Source organism: Sulfitobacter sp. F26169L (assembly GCF_026410285.1).
Classification (GTDB): domain Bacteria; phylum Pseudomonadota; class Alphaproteobacteria; order Rhodobacterales; family Rhodobacteraceae; genus Sulfitobacter.
In genome coordinates this window covers 1-23,288 of the sequence record NZ_JAPMLP010000014.1, presented here as the reverse complement: position 1 = coordinate 23,288, position 23,288 = coordinate 1, and the positions used below count along the sequence as shown (strand labels likewise).

At 52.9% G+C, this 23,288-nt stretch carries 16 protein-coding genes; 12 read left to right on the top strand and 4 right to left on the bottom strand.

Annotated features, from left to right (window positions below; all coding sequences use genetic code 11):
• Positions 1-624 precede the first annotated feature (624 nt).
• Both OS189_RS17845 and OS189_RS17840 read left to right on the top strand, forming a co-directional pair.
• Positions 625-1,074 carry a hypothetical protein gene (locus tag OS189_RS17845; RefSeq protein WP_267168701.1) on the top strand — a complete coding sequence of 150 codons (450 nt, stop codon included), beginning with the start codon at positions 625-627 and terminating at the stop codon, positions 1,072-1,074.
• 1,796 nt (positions 1,075-2,870) lie between these two features.
• Positions 2,871-3,836, top strand: coding sequence for an acyltransferase family protein (locus OS189_RS17840; protein WP_267168700.1), 966 nt, complete (start codon positions 2,871-2,873; stop codon positions 3,834-3,836).
• A 48-nt stretch (positions 3,837-3,884) separates the two neighbouring features.
• Here OS189_RS17840 and OS189_RS17835 read toward each other — a convergent pair whose 3' ends face one another.
• Positions 3,885-5,012, bottom strand: a complete 1,128-nt coding sequence (locus OS189_RS17835; RefSeq protein WP_267168699.1) for a hypothetical protein — start codon at positions 5,010-5,012, stop codon at positions 3,885-3,887.
• A 24-nt stretch (positions 5,013-5,036) separates the two neighbouring features.
• The gene (locus OS189_RS17830; protein WP_267168698.1) at positions 5,037-5,222 is read right to left on the bottom strand and encodes a hypothetical protein; all 186 of its coding nucleotides are present in this window, start codon (positions 5,220-5,222) and stop codon (positions 5,037-5,039) included.
• Between the two features lie 530 nt (positions 5,223-5,752).
• On the opposite strand from OS189_RS17830, the gene OS189_RS17825 reads away from it, so the two are divergent.
• The 3 genes from OS189_RS17825 (at position 5,753) to rplL (ending at position 7,241) form a co-directional block, all read left to right on the top strand.
• Entirely contained in the window at positions 5,753-5,911 is a 159-nt protein-coding gene (locus tag OS189_RS17825; RefSeq protein ID WP_267168697.1) for a hypothetical protein, read from the top strand.
• A gap of 366 nt (positions 5,912-6,277) precedes the next feature.
• A complete protein-coding gene (gene rplJ, locus OS189_RS17820; RefSeq protein WP_267168696.1) occupies positions 6,278-6,790 on the top strand; it encodes a 50S ribosomal protein L10 in 513 nt (170 codons plus the stop codon).
• Between the two features lie 79 nt (positions 6,791-6,869).
• Positions 6,870-7,241 (top strand): 50S ribosomal protein L7/L12, encoded by a 372-nt coding sequence (gene rplL / locus OS189_RS17815; RefSeq protein ID WP_267168695.1) that lies wholly within the window; start codon positions 6,870-6,872, stop codon positions 7,239-7,241.
• A 118-nt stretch (positions 7,242-7,359) separates the two neighbouring features.
• Here rplL and OS189_RS17810 read toward each other — a convergent pair whose 3' ends face one another.
• Positions 7,360-8,370, bottom strand: coding sequence for a PAS domain-containing protein (locus OS189_RS17810; protein WP_267168694.1), 1,011 nt, complete (start codon positions 8,368-8,370; stop codon positions 7,360-7,362).
• A gap of 545 nt (positions 8,371-8,915) precedes the next feature.
• Here OS189_RS17810 and rpoB point away from each other — a divergent pair.
• The 3 genes from rpoB to OS189_RS17795 all read left to right on the top strand — a co-directional run bounded on the left by rpoB (position 8,916) and on the right by OS189_RS17795 (position 18,403).
• Positions 8,916-13,055 carry a DNA-directed RNA polymerase subunit beta gene (rpoB, locus tag OS189_RS17805; protein WP_267168693.1) on the top strand — a complete coding sequence of 1,380 codons (4,140 nt, stop codon included), beginning with the start codon at positions 8,916-8,918 and terminating at the stop codon, positions 13,053-13,055.
• 94 nt (positions 13,056-13,149) lie between these two features.
• On the top strand, positions 13,150-17,397 hold the full coding sequence (gene rpoC, locus OS189_RS17800; RefSeq protein WP_267168692.1) for a DNA-directed RNA polymerase subunit beta': 4,248 nt from the start codon (positions 13,150-13,152) through the stop codon (positions 17,395-17,397).
• Between the two features lie 139 nt (positions 17,398-17,536).
• A complete protein-coding gene (locus OS189_RS17795) occupies positions 17,537-18,403 on the top strand; it encodes a DMT family transporter (protein ID WP_267168691.1) in 867 nt (288 codons plus the stop codon).
• 447 nt (positions 18,404-18,850) lie between these two features.
• On the opposite strand, the gene OS189_RS17790 is transcribed toward OS189_RS17795, so the two are convergent.
• Positions 18,851-19,666, bottom strand: a complete 816-nt coding sequence (locus OS189_RS17790; RefSeq protein WP_267168690.1) for a putative rhamnosyl transferase — start codon at positions 19,664-19,666, stop codon at positions 18,851-18,853.
• 369 nt (positions 19,667-20,035) lie between these two features.
• Here OS189_RS17790 and rpsL point away from each other — a divergent pair, with 369 nt between their 5' ends.
• From rpsL to OS189_RS17770, 4 genes are all read left to right on the top strand, one after another.
• Complete coding sequence (rpsL, locus tag OS189_RS17785) at positions 20,036-20,407, top strand: 30S ribosomal protein S12 (protein ID WP_184562946.1); 372 nt, start codon at positions 20,036-20,038, stop codon at positions 20,405-20,407.
• Positions 20,408-20,500: 93 nt separating this feature from the next.
• The gene (gene rpsG / locus OS189_RS17780; protein ID WP_267168689.1) at positions 20,501-20,971 is read left to right on the top strand and encodes a 30S ribosomal protein S7; all 471 of its coding nucleotides are present in this window, start codon (positions 20,501-20,503) and stop codon (positions 20,969-20,971) included.
• A gap of 15 nt (positions 20,972-20,986) precedes the next feature.
• Entirely contained in the window at positions 20,987-23,104 is a 2,118-nt protein-coding gene (gene fusA / locus OS189_RS17775) for an elongation factor G (protein ID WP_267168688.1), read from the top strand.
• Positions 23,105-23,202: 98 nt separating this feature from the next.
• A partial coding sequence (locus tag OS189_RS17770) for a GTP-binding protein (protein ID WP_207643364.1) occupies positions 23,203-23,288 on the top strand: 86 nt, incomplete at its 3' end.

Here is a 23,288-nt window from a genome sequence, read left to right as displayed (position 1 = left end):
CCTTTTGATTTTGCGTTGTAATTGCCGCCTGGTTTCATGGGATTAGGGGGTATTCTCTGAGCGGTGAAAGCCGCGCATGAGCCTTTTCAGATTTCTTGTGGATTGGGCTTTCGTCAATGCGTCAACGAACAAATATGGTTTCTGCGTCGTGAGCGTTCTTGTCAAAGCTTCGGAAACGAAGTTGTTCGGCAAGAGTATTCAAAACTGTCGTTAGCGCGAATATACCCAGCGCCAGGAAGGGTGACGAACTTCAATATGTGCGGAGATCCGGATTGCGGCAACTATGGTGTCGAACCGGATGCTACATACGCAACGTTTCGAGGGCGGAATGCTGCTCAAAAGCGGCTGTTCGCATCGCCAAATAATTCAACTATTAGCTTGGGCCGTGGGCGCTACAAACTAAATAGCAGCAGTGATAACGACGCAGGGGGAGCTAGCTCTGCGATCGAGTACTTTGATGCCCCCCACTATTGGGATGATGAACGCTCGATGAGATGTTCGCACCTCTCAGTAAATTCGGAATGCGACATTCAGTTGTCGGTCTTACCTAAAAAAATTTTGATGATGAACTGCAAAGGATTTTGTCTCAAAATGGTCTGCTGACAGGGCCAAGCTGCGGAAGCTGTGGGACTACCTATCTTAAATCCAGATGAGTTCTCCTTCAATGGCGCTAACGGCAAAAAACCAACAGGCAACGATAAGCAGAAGGCTACAGGTATTCGCCTGTTGGACAAGCCATGCAAGGGAAAGAAAGGCGCGAGATTCACGGTCTCTCTAAACCATGTAAGGCAACAAGATAGCCGAGAAAACACTAACATTCTCAAGCATCTGGCTAACGACGCCAGTATCAACGGCCTGAAATGGTTACTTTCGTCCGGAGGTCGTAAGGCCAGCGTGAGGACGATCTATAATAGGAATTTTGGCTTGAAAAAACCTTATTGGCCTATGAGAAAGGGCAACTCATGCAACGGCGTGCTAAAAACACCAGATCCCAAAAGTCGAAACACACCCGAATTGCTCACGATGGTATTGCTTTCGGAGTTAACTGGGAAACATCTCGAGATCGAAGAATAATGGCCCTTAACTGCGCGGTTAGCGCAGATATTCAATCCGGCTTCGTATTTCGGATGAACGTAGATTTTGATCGCACTGTTGATCCCGTCACGTTTATATCCAAGCATTACCTATCTGGAAGCGGTAATCCGCCATCGCTGCGGAAGCACTACACGCAGAAGGGAAACGCTGAATTCACGGCGCCATTGATGCACTTTCAACGCCCCAGCGGATGATATGACGAGCTGCACTTTTTGCATCAGCTGAGCCGCAGCTCCCGCTGTTTGCCGAAAAAATTTCAGATGCAACTTCGCGCTACTTGCAAAATACTATTTCAATTTCCGCGAAAGTGAGCGGGACAGCCGCAATTCGTTTAGTTTCATTATGACACGATACACATATACGAAAGCGCCTCATCTTGCGGCGCTTCTGGAACTTGTTCCTCTAGGAAAGAAAAATTTGGTGGGCGAGCAAGAGAGCGCAATGGCCCGAACTGTTCCACATATTATTCGAGATATGATCGAAGCGCGCAAATTTGAATGGCATGTTATCCACTCTAATAGGAACGCTACAAAGCCGGCACGCCAGAGCCGATCAAGCGCTTTTGACAAGGCGTTCCGATCATTTCGAACCACGCATCCAGATTTGGAAATTCGGAAAGCGCTTGAAATATGGACAGCGAAGAACCTGACTCCTGCAGTCAAAGCAGATCGATTGGGTGGAGCAATACCCTTCCCAATATCGAACTTTGCGTCCAGAGTATCTCCCAGTCTTTGGCCCCGTAGCCCAATTCAGGCCTCAGGTGAAACCAGCAAAACTGTGGGTTTTCCCATCCTGCCTCCGCGATATCGCACAGCATGTAAAAAAACTGGGCTTTCAGGGGGAGATACCAGACGAAAGATTGAAAGCCGCGATTTCTCGCCGGGTGATACACGCCACGATTCAACCTGCATCAACGTTCATGAACTCGCTACGAGAGCGTGTTAGCTCTGCCAAACGTGCAGAAGGAAGAGCAAGCAGAACTGGCGACACTTTTGTAAATGGTGCGTCATGCAACCCGCGTGTCCTCATAGCGATATTGAACATATTTCGCGTCCATTACAATTTCTTCGAACTCAGAGCATATGTCTCGCCCATCAACAAATATTTGAAAACGGAATATGTGCGAACCGGAACGGCTTCTATCGCAGTGTCCGATAGCGATGAGCGAGTAACGGTACCAAAACGACGTCGGCTGGTCCCAGTCGAAAGGACACCTGCCATGAGGGCTGAAATTCAAGCGGGGCCAATCGGGAGTGAGGTTCCCAAGCTACCTGACCTAACCGAAATTTTTTATCAACCTTGGCTATTTCACGGCCCCCCCCTATGGGCCAAGCTTCAGGGAAGATGAAAATCCCGAAATTCCTAATATTATTCATCGTATCAATCATAGTTGATATCCGCCTCAATGAGGTGTGTGCTAATTGAGGGCGGAGAGGGTGGTTCGCTGCAAGCGAAAAGTATTTTTCAAGGTTCTTTATAGCAGATGTTGCAGCATAATTTTCAGAATTGAAACCCCAATTGAAGAAGGGAAGCGCGGACCTCACTCGACTACGATTTCAGCGATTGAAACTTGGTTTAAGTATCAAGGCGTCCAGTTCATCCCCATAAACGGGGGCGGTGCTGGTGTGCGGATGGCGAAGCGGGAGGCCTAGGTTTGTACGCATTCAACCTAGATACCTTAACCCAAAAGACGGGGAAGCAGCGAGATAACCATTCACAGCAGAATGGACAGTCGTTAGTATTAAAAAAGAATTTTTTTGTGGATCAGAAAAGCTATGAAACTTAAAAGCCTTGAGGCTGGCAGGGGCGTTGCTGCTACCGCTGTGGTCCTACATCATGCGTCCGCAAGTGCTAACGCTTTTTCTGGGCAAGGCCCCCAAGCCCTGACTTCTATATTTGACCTTGGTTACCTCGGAGTGGACTTCTTTTTTGTGCTATCTGGCTTTATAATATACTATTCCAGCCATGACAGAGCGTTCGCTCCCAAACGTTTTGTCACAGGGAGACTTACCCGAATATTCTTGCCCTACTTGCCCATAGGCATAGCTCTTGCGGTTGCCTACTCAGTGCTACCAGAACTGAGCGCCAGCAATCGTGAATGGGGATGGTGGGCCACCGCTACTCTAGCGCCAAGCTGGCAACCGCCCGCTCTTAGTGTAGCTTGGACATTGCAGCATGAGCTTGTTTTTTATGCATTATTCGCAGTGTTTCTTGCTTTTAACCGCATTGGCATAGGGATGATCTTGTGGGCGCTGGCAATCGGTTTGATCGTGCTAATGGATATTGATATCCCTCGCCCGGCGCAATTCTTTTTCTCATTGATCAATCTAGAGTTTGGTATGGGTGTCCTCGCCGCTCATTGTTTGATTTCAGGGACACGAATTCCATACCTGCCAACTTTGGCAACAATTCCCATCGTAGCTTTCTTTTTCATGGGAGCAGACCGAGAATACAGTGTGCTATTTGGCGCTGGACTTGCTGGACTTATCTTATGGATAGCACAGGTTGAAAAAGCGGAGCTGTTAAAGGTACCTCGCGCCTTCGTTTTCCTTGGCGCATCGTCATATTCTTTATACTTGATCCATAATCCACTGTTGTCGATCACGTCTAGAATCGTCAGTGGATGGGCTTTGACACTAATTTTTGGCGTTGTGGTTAGCCTGCTAGCCGGGGCCGCATATTATCTCATTTGGGATAAGAGGACTCAGCAGCTTTTCCGGCGTCAGCGCAACCCAATCTGAGAAAATGGCGATTCGACGCTGCACTTGGAGTGCAGATGAGAGAATACACTAATTGATAAATTTCTCGATAACAAACTGATGCATCGGAAACGGTCTATCTATTGCAGCGGTGCCAAAAGGCGCAAGCAAACACATCACAAGTAAGGGGGTGTTCCAGCGCGAACTTGACCTGCCTGTTTTCGCTGCGTAGACCAAAGTAAAGAGAATTCCGATATTTGCGCTCATTGCAATCCAACGGTGGTAGTCTGTAGCGACCAATACCGCTAGAAGAGGTGCGACAACAGCTGTCGATATAGCAACCGATTCAAGTAATCTGTCCGAGTAGGTCCATAGTCTTGCAATAAGCAGAGTTACATAGGTGAGGGGAACTATTAGCCAAAAGAAGTCAGTCTTTAGCTCTGTAGTCAAATTCTGAAGAGAAATCGTAGAATTCTGTTCAGCAGTGGAAGCAATCTCGAAATAACCACTCCAGAAATTATGTTGGCCTGCGGCATTCGGAATCTTTTGTCGGACGATCTGTTCAACGATCTCGCGTGGCATATCTACTGTACCAAAAAAAAACACTGCGATGGCTGTAATAGAAAAAGCAGCGACGGGAGCGATAAGGATTATTAATGAATTCGGGCTCCGCGCATGATCGTAGTGCATTAACATGACAAGGAACTGAGCAGGAATTGTAAATACAAAAAGCTCATGTGTTAAAAGGCCACAAACTATGACAATAGAAAAAATTGCCGAATTTCTAACAAACAGAATATTTGTTGCTGCGAAAATGACAACAAACACATCCAGTGAGCCGGTGTTGTATCCAAGGTGTATGATCAATGCTGGCGAAAAGGCGATGGAGGCCAGAAAGATAGGGTCAGTGATTTTCCTTGAGATGCAGTAATAAGCGATTAAGCTTGAGAGGACCGATATCGCGATGTGGTGTATGGCGAACGCGAAGTGGTATTCATTTTGGAATAAAGAGTTAATACCGCTTTCAGTGAGTATTGTTCCCACGAAAACGCGGCGGACAAATCCAAAGTCTGAATAGGATGCGTAAAGCTGCCAAATCCGCCCGTAGGATAAAAGACCGATATCTGTGACCAGCCACCTATTCAATACGACGAAAGCAACTAGAGATGCTGCTAGAAACATTCCAGCTACTAGAATAATTCTCTTTTTGTCGCTCACTATAAGACCATCCCCTTGAAATATTTAACCGTGCCCATTCCATCGCATTTCATCTTCCAGCGATAGAGCGCTTTTTTCTTTCTCGCCGATTTGTCGGATCGCATCAAGATCCAGCATATCTTGTGTTGCCGGGACCTCAACTTGCCGAAACTTAGGTACAATCTGACCTGCCGACATTTTCAAATCTGACCGAGATGCTGCACGATGCACGAGCGTCTCCTCATAAGGGCCGCACCGTAACGACGTCTTTCTAAGGTCAATGTCTCCTTAGAACCGTAAGTCGCCGGATCGCAGGTGCGTGAGGGTTTGCTGTGTATCGCGGAAATCTACGCGCTGAACTCGCGCAACATTATATGCTCAGAAAGCCGCCTAAACCATTGATATCTGCTAAGGGCCTCACAAAGTTACGCTTGCCCCCACACTGCCGCTACCGATGTAAGGCGCGAATAAATATTGAATATAATGTTCATGCTGTCGGTTCTTAGCCGCTTCCTGATCATTAACAGCTGGAATGCCAAATTAGCGAATTCAGCGATTGATAGATCGTAAAATTCTTCTTTCTGGATTATACAAACAGGACCCCAAAATAGAAATCTGGGGGCTAATCGTGTCCTATAAGTGGGAATGCGTCACCGTTTCGGGGTGCACTTTTTTTATTCTGGTTTGGCATGTCCGGTTAATTTGGAACTCTTGGACCGCACAACGGTTTTATTCCTGTACACAGACAGAGGGAGAGATCGATGAGTGACGATAAGGACAAACGCCCCGATGTCGCAAAGGACGACGACCATCCAAAGCCGCGCGAGTCTGCGAAAGAGCATTGGAGCAACGCGGAGGATACAATGAATGAAGGCCCGGCTGGCAGCCCCAACGCTGAAAAGCAGAGCCGCACATCGTAGCATTCATCGCCTGAGACTAAACCGCACTCTTACAGGTGCGGTTTTCACATCCGCGAACGCCAAATCGCAGGTCTGCTCGTTGGTAGCGCCTACGTTTTGGCCTTGGCATCGTAACAAATTCAGACTAATCCATCCCCAGCAACCAAGCGCACGATTCGTCGTGCGCTTTTTGCGCTTCGTCCGAGATGGCGGGTGGGCTGGGTTTCCGGTTCATAATTCCTGCCTGAGATGGGGAATGACTATGACTTTTCGTGAGTACGCTCTCGGACGGTCTTGGGAAGGACCCGTAAGGACCCGACGTTGGGCACGCTGCCCAGCTAAATGAGCCTCGGGGGGTCACCCCTCCGAATAATTTGGAGAGAAACTGTGGATAGAGCACAAAAAGAACAGCTCGTCGAAGAACTCGGCGAAATCTTTGAAAGCTCTGGCGTTGTAGTGGTTAGCCACTACGTCGGTCTGACAGTTGCTGAAATGCAGGACCTTCGTGCGCGCGCAAGCGCTGCGGGCGGGTCTGTGCGTGTTGCCAAAAACAGGCTCGCCAAGATCGCCCTTGAGGGCAAGCCATGTGCAAGCATTGCTGACCTTCTGACGGGTATGACCGTTCTGACCTACTCCGAGGATCCTGTGGCTGCCGCCAAGGTTGCTCAGGAGTTCTCCAAGGATAACCCCAAGCTGGTTATCCTCGGCGGTGCTATGGGTGAGAACGCGTTGGACGTCGCCGGTGTAGAAGCCGTGTCCAAAATGCCTTCGCGCGAGGAGCTTATCTCCACGATCGCGGGCATGCTGGGCGCACCTGCTTCCAACATCGCTGGCGCCATTGGCGCACCTGCAAGCAACATCGCATCCATCTTGTCGACAATCGAAGACAAGGCTGCGTAAGCGACAATATCGTCAAATCGGCGTGCCGGGTAAAACTGCACGTTGGAACACACATATCGTTAACGGAAAGAGCTAAAACATGGCTGATCTGAAAAAACTGGCAGAAGACATCGTAGGTCTGACACTGCTTGAAGCACAAGAACTGAAAACTATCCTCAAAGACGAGTACGGCATCGAGCCTGCAGCCGGTGGCGCAGTGATGATGGCGGGCCCAGCAGACGCCGGTGGCGCTGCCGAGGAGCAGACTGAATTTGACGTTGTTCTGAAGAACGCCGGCGCATCCAAGATCAACGTGATCAAGGAAGTTCGCGGCATCACCGGTCTGGGCCTGAAAGAAGCCAAAGATCTGGTTGAAGCTGGTGGCAAAATCAAAGAAGGCGTCGACAAAGCCGAAGCCGAAGACGTCAAAGCCAAGCTGGAAGCAGCTGGCGCAGAAGTCGAACTGGCGTAAGCCTGTCGGTGGTTGGAATAGCCACCTCCTAGAATTGAAAACGGCGGTCACTTATGTGGCCGCCGTTTTTATATTGAAGATCTGCCTTTCGGGCAAAGCAGATATCCATATTTTTGGGCTATAGTATTAAATCGGTGGCCACTATCAGACCGGTTTTTTCCCAGCTAAAATTGATACTTCCCCCCTCGCTCCTAATAAGGTCGTTTACTATTTTGGAGCCGCTGCGTCGTTCCGGTTTCATGACTTCAGGGCCACCCGTTTCACGCCAGAAAAATCTCAATCTATGTTCGTTTTCAGCAGTTTGGATTTCCCAGTCAAATTCGACTTTTCCAGTTTCGACACCGAGTGCTCCATGTTTCACGGAGTTCGTCGCTAATTCATGCAAGCTTAGGGCAATGCATGAAAGAAGGTGTGTGGGGAGCGTAAGGTCAGGTCCATCAATATTGAATTGTTGAGCGCCGTTTGGGGAGTATGCGAGCAATATCGTGCGAGCGAGATCGCTCAAGCTGAGATTATGATCATCAGGCCGATTGATGGTCTGGAAATGCGCATCACTTAATGCCTGAAGCCGCTCGGATACGAGGGTGCCAAAAGCATCGGAATCTTTTTCCTCCCGCGCCGTCATTCGAATGACAACGTTCATGACGTTTACAATATTGCGTAGTCGATGGACTAGTTCGTCATCTGCAAGCTTACGTAAGCGACGTTCCGCATCCCGTTTTGCTGTAACGTCAAGTTGTGAACCGAAATAAAATGCCAAGTCTCCATTGTCGTCAAAGATCGGGCCGATCTGGAGAGCGTTCACAAAGCTGGACCCATCTTTGCGATAATTCACGATTTCAACGATCTCGACCTTCTTCTCGTCGATGGCGGCCCTCACAGCCTTAATGCTATCTGCTGTGGTTGCGTCCCCCTGCAGAAATCTGCAGTTTTTCCCAATAACTTCTGCTTCCGCATACCCCGTGAGTTCACAAAACGCCAAGTTTGCGTAGACAATCGGGTTATCTGGAAGATTTGGGTCCGAGATGCAGAGTGGGATGCGAGCGTGCCGAATGGCCTCTGCCATCGCTTGATCGTTTTTCAAATCCCAACGAGCATGGTATTTTGTTACATTCACATCAAATTCCATGTTATGGTTGGCTATCGGTATGATCTTATAGATTGCTATTACGGGTAGCATTTCCCAAGGGTCCAATCAATGTGCTGGAGAGAGGCCAATCACGCTCTAAGTCAGCAGGGCGACTTTTGTTGAAGCTGGTAGAGTCCTGTCCATTTTGGGCTTAAGGTGCGCGATCAGTAATCTGCCCGGCTGCATCTGCCATGAAGCTAAACCCTGTACCCCCCCCCTTGCGTTTCGCCCCACTCCATCCTATTTGAACCTTTCACACGGGCTTCGATGATTCGAGACCCGTTTTTTCTGTCGCACCATCAGGAGACCTCGCACCCCCCTTTGACACGATACCGTCAGATGGAAGGGGAGGGTCAGGATGTTGCGCAGAACCTGTCTTAACAGGCGCTTTTTAAATGGAAGCGTCTTTTTGGAGAGGTCCATTGGTCGGAAGGGGTGCGGTGGGACGCGCTCCAGCATAGACCGGACTTAGCCGCTCTTATGGGTGTGCATCGCGGCCCCGGCGATGGCGCATTCGGCAAGAGACACGAAAGGTGACACGACACATGGCACAATCCTTCCTTGGCCAGAAGCGTCTACGTAAATATTATGGCAAAATCCGCGAAGTGCTGGAAATGCCGAACCTCATCGAGGTCCAGAAATCCTCTTACGATCTATTCCTGAACTCCGGCGATGCCGAAACGCCCACCGATGGTGATGGCATTCAGGGTGTGTTCCAGTCGGTATTCCCGATCAAGGATTTCAATGAAACTTCCGTTCTGGAATACGTGAAATACGAACTTGAAAAGCCGAAATATGATGTTGAGGAATGCCAGCAGCGCGACATGACGTATAGCGCGCCGCTCAAGGTGACGCTCCGTCTGATCGTTTTTGATATTGATGAGGATACAGGCGCAAAATCTGTCAAGGACATCAAGGAACAAGATGTGTTTATGGGCGATATGCCCCTGATGACACCGAACGGTACGTTTGTTGTAAATGGCACCGAGCGTGTAATCGTGAGCCAGATGCATCGCTCTCCCGGTGTTTTCTTTGACCATGACAAAGGCAAGACGCACTCGTCAGGCAAGCTGTTGTTCGCTTGCCGGATTATTCCGTACCGTGGTTCATGGCTCGACTTCGAATTTGACGCGAAAGATATCGTGTTCGCGCGTATCGACCGTCGCCGCAAGTTGCCTGTTACCACGCTGCTCTACTCTCTCGGCCTTGATCAGGAAGCGATCATGGACGCCTATTATAACACGGTCACCTACCGGCTTGACGCTGGCAAGGGCTGGGTGGCGCCGTTCTTCCCCGAGCGTGTGCGCGGTACCCGTCCGACTTATGACATCGTAGATGCGGCCAGCGGCGAAGTGCTGTTTGAAGCAGGCAAGAAAGTAACTCCGCGTGCGGTCAAGAAGCTGATCGACGAAGGTAACGTGACCGAACTTCTGGTGCCGTTTGACCATATCGTGGGCAAATTTGTTGCTAAAGATATCATCAACGAGGAAACCGGTGCGATCTACGTCGAAGCCGGTGACGAGATGACGCTGGAATATGACAAGGACGGCACGCTGATCGGCGGCACCGCGAAGGAACTGATTGATGCCGGTGTAACCGAGATCCCGCTCTTGGACATCGATAACGTCAATGTTGGTCCGTATATGCGTAACACCATGGCGGCAGACAAGAACTTGAACCGCGAAACCGCGCTGATGGATATCTATCGCGTTATGCGCCCGGGCGAGCCGCCCACAGTTGAAGCCGCGTCAAACCTGTTTGACACGTTGTTCTTTGATTCAGAGCGTTATGATCTGTCGGCTGTTGGTCGCGTGAAAATGAACATGCGTCTTGCGCTGGACAAGGAAGACACGCAGCGCACGCTGGACCGCGATGATATCGTGGCCTGTGTAAAAGCCCTGGTAGATCTGCGCGATGGTCGCGGCGACATTGATGACATCGACCACCTCGGCAACCGCCGCGTGCGTTCCGTGGGCGAACTGATGGAAAACCAGTACCGCGTCGGCCTGCTGCGCATGGAGCGTGCGATCAAGGAGCGGATGTCATCCGTCGAGATCGACACCGTCATGCCACAAGATCTGATCAACGCAAAACCGGCTGCTGCTGCGGTGCGTGAATTCTTCGGCTCTTCGCAGCTGTCGCAGTTTATGGACCAAACCAACCCGCTTTCCGAGGTTACGCACAAGCGTCGCCTTTCCGCGCTTGGGCCAGGTGGTCTGACGCGCGAGCGTGCTGGTTTCGAAGTGCGTGACGTTCACCCGACCCACTATGGCCGGATGTGTCCGATTGAAACGCCAGAAGGCCCGAACATTGGTCTGATCAACAGCCTCGCGACGTTTGCGCGCGTGAACAAGTATGGCTTTATCGAAACGCCTTATCGCAAGGTTAAGGACGGTGTCGTTTCCGACGATGTGCAGTATATGTCTGCAACCGAGGAAATGCGTCATACGGTGGCCCAGGCCAATGCGAACCTCGACGACGACATGAAGTTCGTGAACGAGCTGGTTTCGACACGCAAATCGGGTGACTATACGCTTTCGCCTTCAATGAACGTTGATCTTATCGACGTGTCACCAAAGCAGTTGGTGTCCGTTGCGGCTTCGCTTATCCCCTTCCTGGAAAATGACGACGCGAACCGTGCCTTGATGGGGTCGAACATGCAACGTCAGGCTGTGCCGCTGCTTCAGGCAGAAGCACCGCTGGTGGGTACCGGTATCGAAGAAGTTGTGGCACGCGATTCCGGTGCCGCATACATGGCAAGACGTGCAGGCGTGATCGACCAGGTTGACGCAACACGTATCGTTATTCGTGCCACCGAAGACCTTGAGCTGGGCGATGCGGGTGTAGACATCTACCGCATGCGCAAGTTCCAGCGTTCCAACCAGAACACTTGTATCAACCAGCGCCCCTTGGTGCAGGTTGGTGAAAAGGTGATCAAGGGTCAGGTTATTGCGGATGGTCCGTCAACAGACATGGGTGAGCTTGCACTTGGTAAAAACGTGGTCGTCGCGTTTATGCCCTGGAACGGTTACAACTATGAAGACTCGATCCTGATTTCCGAGCGCGTTTCGCGTGACGACGTCTTTACCTCGATCCACATCGAGGAATTCGAAGTCGCTGCCCGTGATACAAAGCTTGGGCCAGAGGAAATCACACGCGATATTCCAAACGTTGGTGAAGAAGCGCTGCGCAACCTCGACGAGGCCGGCATCGTTTACATCGGTGCGGACGTTGAGCCAGGTGACATTCTGGTCGGGAAAATCACACCAAAAGGTGAAAGCCCGATGACGCCGGAGGAAAAGCTCCTGCGCGCCATCTTTGGTGAGAAAGCTTCCGACGTGCGTGACACTTCGCTGCGCGTAAAGCCGGGTGATTTCGGAACGGTTGTGGAAGTGCGCGTCTTTAACCGCCATGGCGTGGAAAAAGACGAACGTGCCTTGCAGATCGAGCGTGAAGAAGTCGAGCGCCTTGCACGTGACCGTGATGATGAACTCGCGATCCTTGATCGTAACATCTATGCGCGTCTGCGTGAAATGATCCTTGGCAAGACGGCTGTGAAAGGCCCGAAGGGTGTCGCACCTAACAGCCAGATCAGCGAAGAAATGCTGGATAACGTCCTGACCCGTGGTCAGTGGTGGCAGCTGGCGCTGGAAGACGAGGACGACGCGAAGATTGTGGAAGCCCTGAACGAGCAGTACGAGATCCAGAAGCGGACCTTGGATGCGCGTTTTGAGGACAAGGTCGAGAAAGTACGTCGTGGCGATGATCTGCCCCCCGGTGTGATGAAGATGGTCAAAGTATTTGTCGCGGTGAAGCGCAAGCTTCAGCCCGGTGATAAAATGGCCGGTCGTCACGGGAACAAGGGTGTCATCTCGAAGGTCGTGCCAATGGAGGACATGCCGTTCCTCGCGGATGGGACGCCGGTTGACTTCTGTCTGAACCCACTTGGTGTTCCATCGCGTATGAACGTGGGTCAAATCCTTGAGACACACATGGGCTGGGCCGCGCGCGGTTTGGGGTTGAACATCGATGAGGCGCTGCAAGAGTATAAGCGCTCCGGCGATATGACCCCTGTGCGTGAGGCGATGAAGCTGGCTTACGGCGATGATGTCTATGACGAAGGCATCGCAGGTATGGACGAAGACGATCTGCTGGAAGCGGCGGGTAACGTAACCCGTGGTGTTCCAATCGCGACGCCTGTTTTTGACGGCGCGAAGGAAGCGGATGTGAATGACAGCCTTGCACGTGCAGGCTTTGACACATCCGGCCAGTCGGTCCTGTTTGACGGTCGCACAGGCGAGCAGTTCAGCCGCAAGGTAACTGTTGGTGTGAAATACCTGCTGAAACTGCACCACCTTGTGGACGACAAAATCCACGCGCGCTCTACCGGTCCATACTCGCTGGTTACCCAGCAGCCATTGGGCGGTAAAGCCCAGTTCGGTGGTCAGCGCTTTGGTGAGATGGAGGTCTGGGCGCTGGAAGCCTACGGCGCTGCATACACATTGCAGGAAATGCTGACCGTGAAATCGGATGACGTTGCCGGCCGTACCAAGGTCTATGAAAGCATCGTCAAGGGCGAGGACAACTTCGAGGCAGGTATCCCTGAATCGTTCAACGTTCTGGTCAAAGAGGTCCGTGGCCTCGGCCTGAATATGGAACTCCTGGATGCGGAGGACGAAGAGTAAGGGCGAAATCGGAATTAAATAATTCCGGTCCGGTTTTTACGAAAAAACCGGGCCCTCTCTCCACCGCTTTCGAGAATAAATCTAAGGATTGAAAATGAACCAGGAACTGACAAACAACCCGTTCAACCCAGTCGCGCCGACCAAAACGTTCGACGAAATCAAGGTGTCTCTGGCATCCCCGGAGCGTATCCTGTCGTGGTCGTTCGGTGAGATCAAAAAACCAGAAACCATCAACTATCGTACATTCAAGCCGGAGCGGGACGGCCTGTTCTGCGCGCGCATTTTTGGCCCGATTAAAGACTACGAATGTCTGTGCGGCAAATACAAGCGTATGAAATATCGCGGCGTTGTCTGCGAAAAATGCGGTGTGGAAGTTACGCTGCAAAAAGTACGCCGTGAACGGATGGGCCACATTGAGTTGGCCAGCCCTGTTGCGCACATCTGGTTTCTGAAATCTCTGCCAAGCCGGATCGGCCTCATGCTGGACATGACGCTGCGCGATCTTGAGCGGGTTCTGTATTTCGAAAACTACGTCGTAATCGAGCCGGGCCTCACGGACCTCACTTACGGTCAGATGATGACCGAAGAAGAGTTCATGGACGCCCAAGACGCCTATGGCATGGACGCTTTCACCGCTAACATCGGCGCCGAAGCGATCCGCGAAATGCTAGCCGCGATTGACCTCGAAGCCGAGGCCGACCAGCTGCGCGAAGAGCTGAAAGAAGCCACGGGCGAATTGAAGCCCAAGAAGATCATCAAGCGCCTCAAGGTGGTTGAATCCTTCCTTGAGTCCGGCAACCGTCCCGAGTGGATGGTTCTGACCGTGATCCCCGTGATCCCGCCAGAGCTGCGCCCGCTGGTGCCGCTGGATGGTGGCCGCTTCGCGACCTCCGACCTCAACGACCTGTACCGCCGCGTGATCAACCGGAACAACCGCCTCAAGCGTCTGATTGAGCTGCGTGCGCCCGATATCATCGTGCGCAACGAAAAGCGGATGTTGCAGGAATCTGTGGATGCTCTGTTTGACAACGGCCGTCGTGGCCGGGTGATCACAGGCGCCAACAAGCGTCCGCTGAAATCGCTTTCGGACATGCTGAAAGGTAAGCAGGGTCGCTTCCGTCAGAACCTTTTGGGTAAGCGCGTCGACTTCTCTGGTCGTTCCGTCATTGTGACGGGGCCAGAGCTGAAGCTGCACCAGTGTGGTCTGCCGAAAAAGATGGCACTCGAACTGTTCAAGCCGTTCATCTACTCACGCCTTGAAGCCAAAGGTTTGTCCTCAACCGTCAAGCAGGCCAAGAAGCTAGTTGAAAAAGAGCGTCCCGAAGTTTGGGACATTCTGGATGAAGTCATCCGCGAGCATCCTGTCATGCTGAACCGTGCGCCTACCTTGCACCGTCTTGGCATTCAGGCGTTCGAACCGGTTTTGATCGAAGGTAAAGCGATCCAGCTGCACCCGCTTGTCTGTTCCGCGTTTAACGCCGACTTCGACGGTGACCAGATGGCGGTACACGTACCACTTTCGCTGGAAGCCCAGCTTGAAGCGCGTGTTCTCATGATGTCCACGAACAACGTTCTGTCGCCTGCAAACGGCGCTCCGATCATTGTTCCTTCACAGGATATGATCTTGGGTCTGTATTATACGACCCTTGAGCGCGAAGGCATGAAGGGCCAAGGCATGGTCTTCGGCTCTGTGGACGAAGTGCAGCACGCGCTGGACGCGGGTGAAGTGCATCTTCACGCCAAAATCAAAGCGCGGATCAAACAGATCGACGCTGAAGGCAACGAAATCATGGTGCGCTTTGATACCACGCCCGGGCGTGTGCGCCTTGGCGCGTTGTTGCCATTGAACGCAAAAGCACCATTTGATCTGGTCAACCGTCTGTTGCGCAAGAAAGAAGTGCAGCAGGTGATCGACACGGTTTACCGGTATTGCGGACAGAAAGAGTCTGTTATCTTCTGTGATCATATCATGACGATGGGCTTCCGTGAGGCCTTTAAGGCCGGTATTTCGTTCGGCAAGGACGACATGCTGATCCCTGACAGCAAATGGCCGCTGGTTGAGGAAACCCGTGAGCAGGTCAAGGACTTTGAGCAGCAGTATATGGACGGCCTGATCACTCAAGGCGAGAAGTACAACAAAGTTGTTGATGCTTGGTCAAAGTGTAACGACAAGGTCACCGACGCGATGATGGGCGCGATTTCTGATACCACATACGGTGAGGACGGGTCCGAGAACGAGCCGAACTCTGTGTACATGATGGCGCACTCCGGTGCGCGTGGTTCCGTTACGCAGATGAAGCAGCTGGGCGGTATGCGTGGTCTGATGGCCAAGCCGAACGGTGACATCATCGAAACGCCGATTATCTCGAACTTCAAGGAAGGCCTGACCGTTCTTGAGTACTTCAACTCCACCCACGGCGCGCGTAAAGGTCTGTCGGATACGGCTCTGAAAACGGCCAACTCCGGTTATCTGACACGTCGTCTGGTCGACGTGGCGCAGGACTGTATCGTTCGTATGCACGATTGCGGCACCGACATCGCGATCACGGCTACTGCTGCGGTAAATGATGGTGAGGTCGTTTCTTCACTGGCGGAACGTTTGCTGGGTCGTGTCGTTGCGGAAGACCTGATGCGTCCGGGTACAGACGAAGTACTGGTCGCAAACGGTACGCTTGTTGATGAACGTTTGGCTGATATCCTCGACGAGGCTGGTGTTGCGTCCGCGCGCATTCGCTCACCGCTGACATGTGAAGCGGAAGAGGGCGTCTGCGCCATGTGCTATGGTCGTGACCTTGCACGGGGTACGCTTGTGAACCAAGGTGAGGCCGTAGGCATCATCGCGGCGCAGTCGATCGGTGAGCCAGGTACACAGCTGACGATGCGAACGTTCCACATTGGTGGCGTTGCGCAGGGTGGTCAGCAGTCCTTCCAGGAGGCGGGTCAGGCAGGTAAAATCCGCTTCGAGAACAGCAACACGCTGCAAAACTCGTCGGACGAAACCATGGTCATGGGTCGCAACATGAAGCTGCTTATCATCGACGAAAACGGTGACGAGCGTGCGAGCCACAAGGTCGGGTACGGGACCAAATTGTTTGTCAAAGAAGGTCAAGACGTGGCCCGCGGCGACAAACTGTATGAGTGGGACCCCTATACACTGCCAATGATCGCCGAAGCTGCGGGCACCATCAAGCACGTTGATCTTATCTCGGGCATTTCTGTCAAGGACGAGACTGATGATGCGACCGGCATGACCCAGAAGATCGTGATCGACTGGCGCTCTGCTGCCAAAGGTAACGAGCTGAAGCCGGAAATCATTCTGGTGGGTGAAGATGGCGAGCCTGTTCGCAATGCTGCAGGCAATCCGATCACCTATCCGATGTCTGTGGATGCGGTTATGTCCGTGGAGGATGGAACAGAAGTTCAAGCTGGTGACGTGCTCGCACGTATTCCGCGTGAAGGTTCCAAGACCAAAGACATCACCGGTGGTCTGCCGCGTGTGGCCGAACTCTTTGAGGCACGTCGCCCCAAAGATCACGCCATTATCGCAGAAATCGACGGGTATGTGCGTTACGGCAAAGACTATAAAAACAAGCGCCGTATCGCGATTGAGTCGTCCGAAGATCCGGATCACAAAGTCGAATACATGGTGCCCAAGGGCAAACACATCCCTGTGGCCGAAGGCGACTTCGTTCAGAAGGGCGATTACATCATGGACGGCAACCCTGCGCCGCATGATATTCTTGCCATTATGGGTGTGGAAGCGCTGGCCGATTACATGATCGACGAAGTGCAGGACGTCTACCGCCTGCAAGGTGTGAAGATCAACGACAAGCACATCGAAGTCATCGTGCGCCAGATGCTGCAAAAGTGGGAAATCCAGGAATCTGGTGACACCACGCTGCTGAAGGGCGAACATGTAGACAAGCAGGAGTTCGACACCGCCAACGAAAAGGCGTTGAAGAAAGGCGGCCGTCCGGCCAAGGGCGAACCTATCTTGCTCGGGATCACCAAGGCGTCGCTGCAAACGCGCAGCTTCATCTCGGCGGCGTCCTTCCAGGAAACCACGCGTGTTCTTACCGAGGCATCGGTACAGGGCAAGCGTGACAAACTGGTCGGCCTCAAAGAGAACGTTATCGTTGGCCGCTTGATACCTGCGGGTACTGGCGGGGCAACCCAGCAGATGCGCCGTGTTGCTGCTGATCGCGACAACGTCGTAGTCGAAGCGCGCCGGATCGAGGCCGAGAAGGCAGCACGCCTTGCCGCGCCCGAGACATCATCTGATGTTGTTGGCGGCGACGTGTTTGACAATGCGCCACGCTATGACGAGGAAAGCCGCGATTGATACCGCGCTTCTGATCTAAATCTGAAAAAGCCCCGCAACCACTTGGCTGCGGGGCTTTTTTGTGACGTGTGGTCGTATCAGACGTATTGCACTGGCAAGCGGTATCAGACAGGCTGCGCGCAATTGTTAGGAAACTCAGATGTCCCCCAACGCTACTGGCGCGCTGCTGATGATAGCCTCTATGGGGGCTTTTGTGATGAACGATACCTTTCTGAAGCTGACAGGCGGCGCCGTTCCGTTGTTTCAGCTGATCTTTCTGCGCGGCGTTCTGGCAACGGTGCTGGTTTTTCTCTTGGCGCATAGTCTTGGCGCGTTACGATCGGGAATTTCTGCGCGCGACAAGGCATTGATCGCGCTGCGGGGATTGGCCGAAGTGATCACGGCCTATTTCTTTTTAAGCGCGCTGTTCAACATGCCGCTGGGCAACCTTAATGCGATCATGCAAGTCGCGCCGCTGACTGTCACGCTTGGCTCCGCGCTGTTCTACCGTGAGGCTGTCGGCTGGCGCAGGATGCTGGCAATCCTGATCGGACTTTGCGGGGTCATGCTGATCATCCGTCCGGGGGCGGAAGGGTTTAATATCTGGTCTTTGTACGCGCTGGCGGCGGTACTGTTGGTGACGGTGCGTGATCTGCTGACGCGGCAACTGTCGCGCGATGTGCCGGGAATGGCGGTAACGCTGGGCACGACAGTTGCGGTTATGGTGGCAGCGGGTTTAGCATCGCTATCGCAAGAATGGGTATCGTTGACGGGGCGCGAAGCGGCCTTGATCAGCGGCTCTGCCGTGTTTGTTCTCATGGGTTATTTCTTTAGTATTCAGGTGATGCGGGTGGGCGATGTATCGTTCGTTGCCCCATTCCGCTACACAGGGCTGATCGGTGCGATGGTCATCGGATTTCTTGTGTTTGACGAGGTACCAAGAGCGCTAACCCTGCTGGGCGCTGCGATCGTTATCGGTACAGGCCTGTTCACTTTCTACCGAGAGCGAAAGCTGTCACGGGCGTAAAACCACTTCTTAAGCGTGATTATTATCAATGCCGAATGGCGCATTAATGTGGGTTGCGTGCTTTGCCATCCATTTCTTTGTAATCAGAGGCAGTCATTTTGTCTTTCAAGCGGATGTCGTTGAAAACAGTTTAGCCGGACAGTGCCGCGCGATGAATGCGCGCACTTTATATGCTGTCTATTTGAACCTCCCGACGAACGAAGACGCCATGGCGTCATCATCGGCCAGCCGGAATTGTAGTCACGGTTCGTCCGGTGTCCCACGGAAACTATTGACTGCTTAAATCGTATTATTGAGATAAGGACAGGGTGATAGACACGAACAGTCAAAACTGCTCTTCCATACGCGCCTCGCATAGTGAAACATGAGACTTCACTGAGTTCCTCTTCGACCTCCTGAAAGCCGCCTTGCGCGACGTATGAGAAGCGGAAAGTCCGGACTGTGCGCTTATCCGTTGTTCCCGAACACGCGCTCGATCTCGTCCACGTCAAGTGCAAAGCGTTTGCGAAAATGTTCCGCCTGATCGTATGTCAGCGGCTTCAGCGGCACGGTCTTTACAGGTTTTTGCCGGCTGTCATTGGAGGCGTTATGCCCGCGCACGAACATCCTCGGCTCGTCAAAACTGACCGCAGGCATAAAGCGGTTGATCTTGTTATGGGCGAAATTCATGATTGTCAGATGACAGTTGCCCTTCACCCACATGCCCAATGCGGCCACATCGAAGGGGCGAAATACTTCGGTTGCGGTGACGCCCTTTGATCCGTACTCAGCGATGAACCCCTTGTTCCAGTCAAAGGCGACGGATTTGTGCTGCTTTGTCAGCCCCGCGCAATCCTGTGCCGCCTTGCGCAGACGCGCGACAAAATCCACAGCCACGGCATCATCATCGTCAAACCGAAATTGAAGGCATGGCTGGGAGAAGTCCCGCCGCGCCGCGTTCAGGATTTCTTTCATAACTTCGCGCTGGGGACGGGGCGGCTCGGCTTGGATACGCACCTGCGGCATATCGCTCACCAACGCCTCCAACCGTTTGCGGTGTTTCTCCGGCAACTGGTTACCCACAACAATGATCAGGTCAAAGTTCTGATCGGTCTGCGCGCGCAGCGAAGGTAATGCCACGGCCTGAAACAATCTGAACCGCTCTTCCAGACGGGCATCGTCGTATAGATACGCGATACGTTCGTCGGTTGTTTCGTGTTCAACCTGAAAACCACCGATTGCCGGATAGGAAAACCGGCAAAGGCCAATTACTTGGAGTGTCACAGCTGTCCTCACACGCTTTTGGCGAACTATGCGGGGCCGAGGTATAGTTTGGCAAGAGCGCGCGTGGCTTATCCTCAGGGTGTTGGTGTTGACACCAATGGCGACTCTGCGTATACGCCCGATATCTCGCTAATGGGGGTCGCCCCAGCAGCGCATATCATAACGCATGTGGTCAAGATCCAGGCCCCCTTTATTGGCCCGATCCGCTGAAAGCATAGCCGCCTCGCTTACCTCGGTACGGAAGCGTTGCGGCCTAATTGCTTTGGCACATATGCCCCAGACACGCTGCATGACGAATGTGGCATACTATTCACCGTAGGGGCGTCTTACGCACCTGCCCATCGATCGCAACACGGGGATAAAACCGGAATGCCAACAATTCAGCAGCTGATCCGCAAACCGCGCCAGCCGAAACGCAAAACATCGAAATCCATGCACTTGCAAGAGTGTCCGCAAAAGCGTGGCGTTTGTACACGTGTTTATACAACCACACCTAAAAAGCCGAACTCCGCGATGCGGAAAGTGGCTAAGGTTCGTCTGACCAACGGTTTCGAAGTAATCTCGTACATCGGTGGTGAGTCGCACAACCTTCAGGAGCACTCGGTTGTTCTGATCCGCGGCGGTCGTGTAAAAGACCTTCCCGGCGTGCGTTATCACGTCGTTCGCGGTGTTCTCGATACGCAGGGTGTCAAAGACCGCAAGCAGCGCCGTTCGAAATACGGTGCCAAGCGTCCCAAGTAATTTCGCCTTTGGCCGGGTGGTTTTCACCCGGCATATCCAATTTGACACTATGTATCGCCACGCGATGCACCCCGCCAAGAGGAAGACAACAAGATGTCACGCCGCCACGCCGCTGAAAAACGCGAAGTACTGCCAGACGCCAAGTATGGTGATCTGATTCTGACCAAATTCATGAACAACCTGATGATTGATGGCAAAAAAGCCGTCGCTGAACGGATTGTTTACAACGCCTTTGACCGCGTTGAATCCAAGATCAAGCGCGCCCCTGTGGAAGTGTTCCACGAAGCGCTTGAAAACATCCAGCCTTCCGTGGAAGTGCGCTCGCGCCGCGTTGGTGGTGCCACGTATCAGGTTCCCGTTGAGGTGCGCCCAGAGCGCCGTCAGGCGCTTGCGATCCGCTGGTTGATCAAAGCCGCACGGTCACGCAACGAAAACACCATGGAAGAGCGCCTTGCAGGCGAGCTAATGGACGCTGTCCAGTCCCGTGGTACAGCCGTTAAAAAGCGTGAAGACACCCACAAAATGGCGGATGCGAACAAAGCATTCAGCCACTACCGCTGGTAAGAGGAAAGCACCGATATGGCACGCGAGTATCCGCTAGAACGCTATCGTAATTTCGGCATCATTGCACACATCGACGCTGGCAAAACCACCTGCTCGGAACGCATCCTGTACTACACCGGCAAAAACCACACGATGGGTGAAACCCACGATGGGGCCGGCACCATGGACTGGATGGAGCAGGAGCAAGAACGTGGGATCACGATTACCTCTGCTGCGACCACCACGTTCTGGGAGCGTACAGAAACCGGTACGGAGCCTGACGGCCCCAAGCACCGCATGAACATTATCGACACTCCGGGTCACGTTGACTTCACCATCGAAGTCGAGCGTTCGCTTGCTGTTCTCGATGGTGCTGTTGTTGTTCTGGACGGTAACGCCGGTGTCGAGCCGCAGACCGAAACCGTGTGGCGTCAGGCTGACCGCTACAAGGTTCCGCGTCTTGTGTTCGTGAACAAAATGGACAAAATCGGCGCGGATTTCTTCAACTGTGTCAACATGATCGAAGATCGTACAGGTGCACGCGCCATCCCGATCGGTCTGCCAATCGGTTCCGAAACCGAGTTGGAAGGTCTGATCGATCTGGTCACCATGGAAGAGTGGTTGTGGCAAGGTGAAGATCTGGGCGCGTCCTGGGTCAAGGCGCCGATCCGCGACAACCTCAAGGATCAGGCCGCCGAATGGCGCGAAAAGCTGATCGAAGCCGCAGTCGAGCAAGACGATGACGTCATGGAAGCCTATCTTGAAGGCAACGAGCCTGATGTGGCGACCCTGCGCAAGCTGATCCGTAAAGCCTGTCTGAGCCTCTCTTTTGTGCCGGTTCTTGGTGGTTCTGCGTTCAAGAACATCGGTGTACAGCCGCTGCTCAACGCCGTGACCGACTATCTGCCAAGCCCTCTCGACGTTGTCGATTACATGGGCTTTAAGCCCGGTGACGAAACAGAAACGCGCAACATCCCGCGCCGCGCGGATGATGATATGGCGTTTTCGGCGCTTGCGTTCAAAATCATGAACGACCCGTTTGTTGGTTCCTTGACGTTCACGCGCATCTACTCAGGCAAGCTTGCCAAAGGCGACAACCTGCTCAACTCCACCAAAGGCGGAAAAGAGCGTGTTGGCCGCATGATGATGATGCACTCGAACGAGCGTGAAGAGATCACAGAAGCCTTTGCCGGTGACATCATCGCGCTGGGTGGTCTGAAGAACACAACAACCGGTGACACGCTGTGCTCGCCGAGTGAGCCTGTTGTGCTCGAAACCATGAACTTCCCTGATCCGGTGATCGAGATCGCGGTTGAGCCAAAGACCAAAGGCGACCAAGAGAAGATGGGCATTGCCCTTCAGCGTCTTTCTGCGGAAGACCCGTCTTTCCGCGTCGAGACAGACCTTGAGTCCGGCCAGACCATCATGAAGGGTATGGGCGAATTGCACCTCGACATCCTCGTCGATCGCATGAAGCGCGAATTCAAGGTTGAAGCCAACATCGGTGCGCCGCAGGTTGCCTACCGTGAGACAATTTCGCGCGAAGCCGAGATCACCTATACGCACAAAAAGCAGTCCGGTGGTTCCGGCCAGTTTGCGGAAGTGAAGATGATCCTGAGCCCGACCGAGCCTGGCGAAGGTTATTCGTTTGAGAGCCGCATCGTTGGTGGTGCTGTTCCAAAAGAATACATCCCCGGCGTTGAAAAGGGCATTCTGTCGGTTATGGACTCCGGCCCGCTGGCTGGCTTCCCCGTGATCGACTTCAAGGTGGCGCTGATCGACGGTAAATTCCACGATGTTGACTCCAGCGTTCTGGCGTTCGAAATCGCGGCACGTATGGGGATGCGCGAAGGTATGCGCAAAGCCGGTGCCAAGATGCTTGAACCGATCATGAAAGTCGAAGTTATCACACCGGAAGAATACACCGGCGGTATCATCGGCGATCTGACTTCACGTCGTGGTCAGGTGCAGGGGCAGGATACACGCGGGAACGCGATTGCGATCGACGCATTCGTACCGCTGGCCAACATGTTCGGCTATATCAACACCCTGCGTTCCATGTCCTCCGGACGTGCGAACTTCACCATGCAGTTTGATCACTACGAGGCTGTTCCGCAGAGCATCTCTGACGAGATTCAGTCCAAATTCGCATAATTCGGACGTTGTGCGGGATTTCCCGCACATCTGTCCAATCGGTTCGCAGCCCGTTTGCGGACCACCTACCAGACACTGAACACTAAGGAGCCAACACCATGGCAAAGGAAAAGTTTGAACGTAATAAACCGCACGTCAACATCGGCACAATTGGCCACGTTGACCACGGTAAGACGACACTGAC

What these genes read in the sequence shown, in the direction of transcription:
- fusA (WP_267168688.1), top strand. Translation starts at nt 20,987, where the DNA reads ATGGCACGCGAGTATCCGCTAGAACGCTATCGTAATTTCGGCATCATT.
- OS189_RS17825 (WP_267168697.1), top strand. Translation starts at nt 5,753, where the DNA reads ATGAGTGACGATAAGGACAAACGCCCCGATGTCGCAAAGGACGACGAC.
- OS189_RS17810 (WP_267168694.1), bottom strand. Translation starts at nt 8,370, where the DNA reads ATGGAATTTGATGTGAATGTAACAAAATACCATGCTCGTTGGGATTTG.
- rpsL (WP_184562946.1), top strand. Translation starts at nt 20,036, where the DNA reads ATGCCAACAATTCAGCAGCTGATCCGCAAACCGCGCCAGCCGAAACGC.
- rpoB (WP_267168693.1), top strand. Translation starts at nt 8,916, where the DNA reads ATGGCACAATCCTTCCTTGGCCAGAAGCGTCTACGTAAATATTATGGC.
- OS189_RS17795 (WP_267168691.1), top strand. Translation starts at nt 17,537, where the DNA reads ATGTCCCCCAACGCTACTGGCGCGCTGCTGATGATAGCCTCTATGGGG.
- rpoC (WP_267168692.1), top strand. Translation starts at nt 13,150, where the DNA reads ATGAACCAGGAACTGACAAACAACCCGTTCAACCCAGTCGCGCCGACC.
- rpsG (WP_267168689.1), top strand. Translation starts at nt 20,501, where the DNA reads ATGTCACGCCGCCACGCCGCTGAAAAACGCGAAGTACTGCCAGACGCC.
- rplL (WP_267168695.1), top strand. Translation starts at nt 6,870, where the DNA reads ATGGCTGATCTGAAAAAACTGGCAGAAGACATCGTAGGTCTGACACTG.
- OS189_RS17840 (WP_267168700.1), top strand. Translation starts at nt 2,871, where the DNA reads ATGAAACTTAAAAGCCTTGAGGCTGGCAGGGGCGTTGCTGCTACCGCT.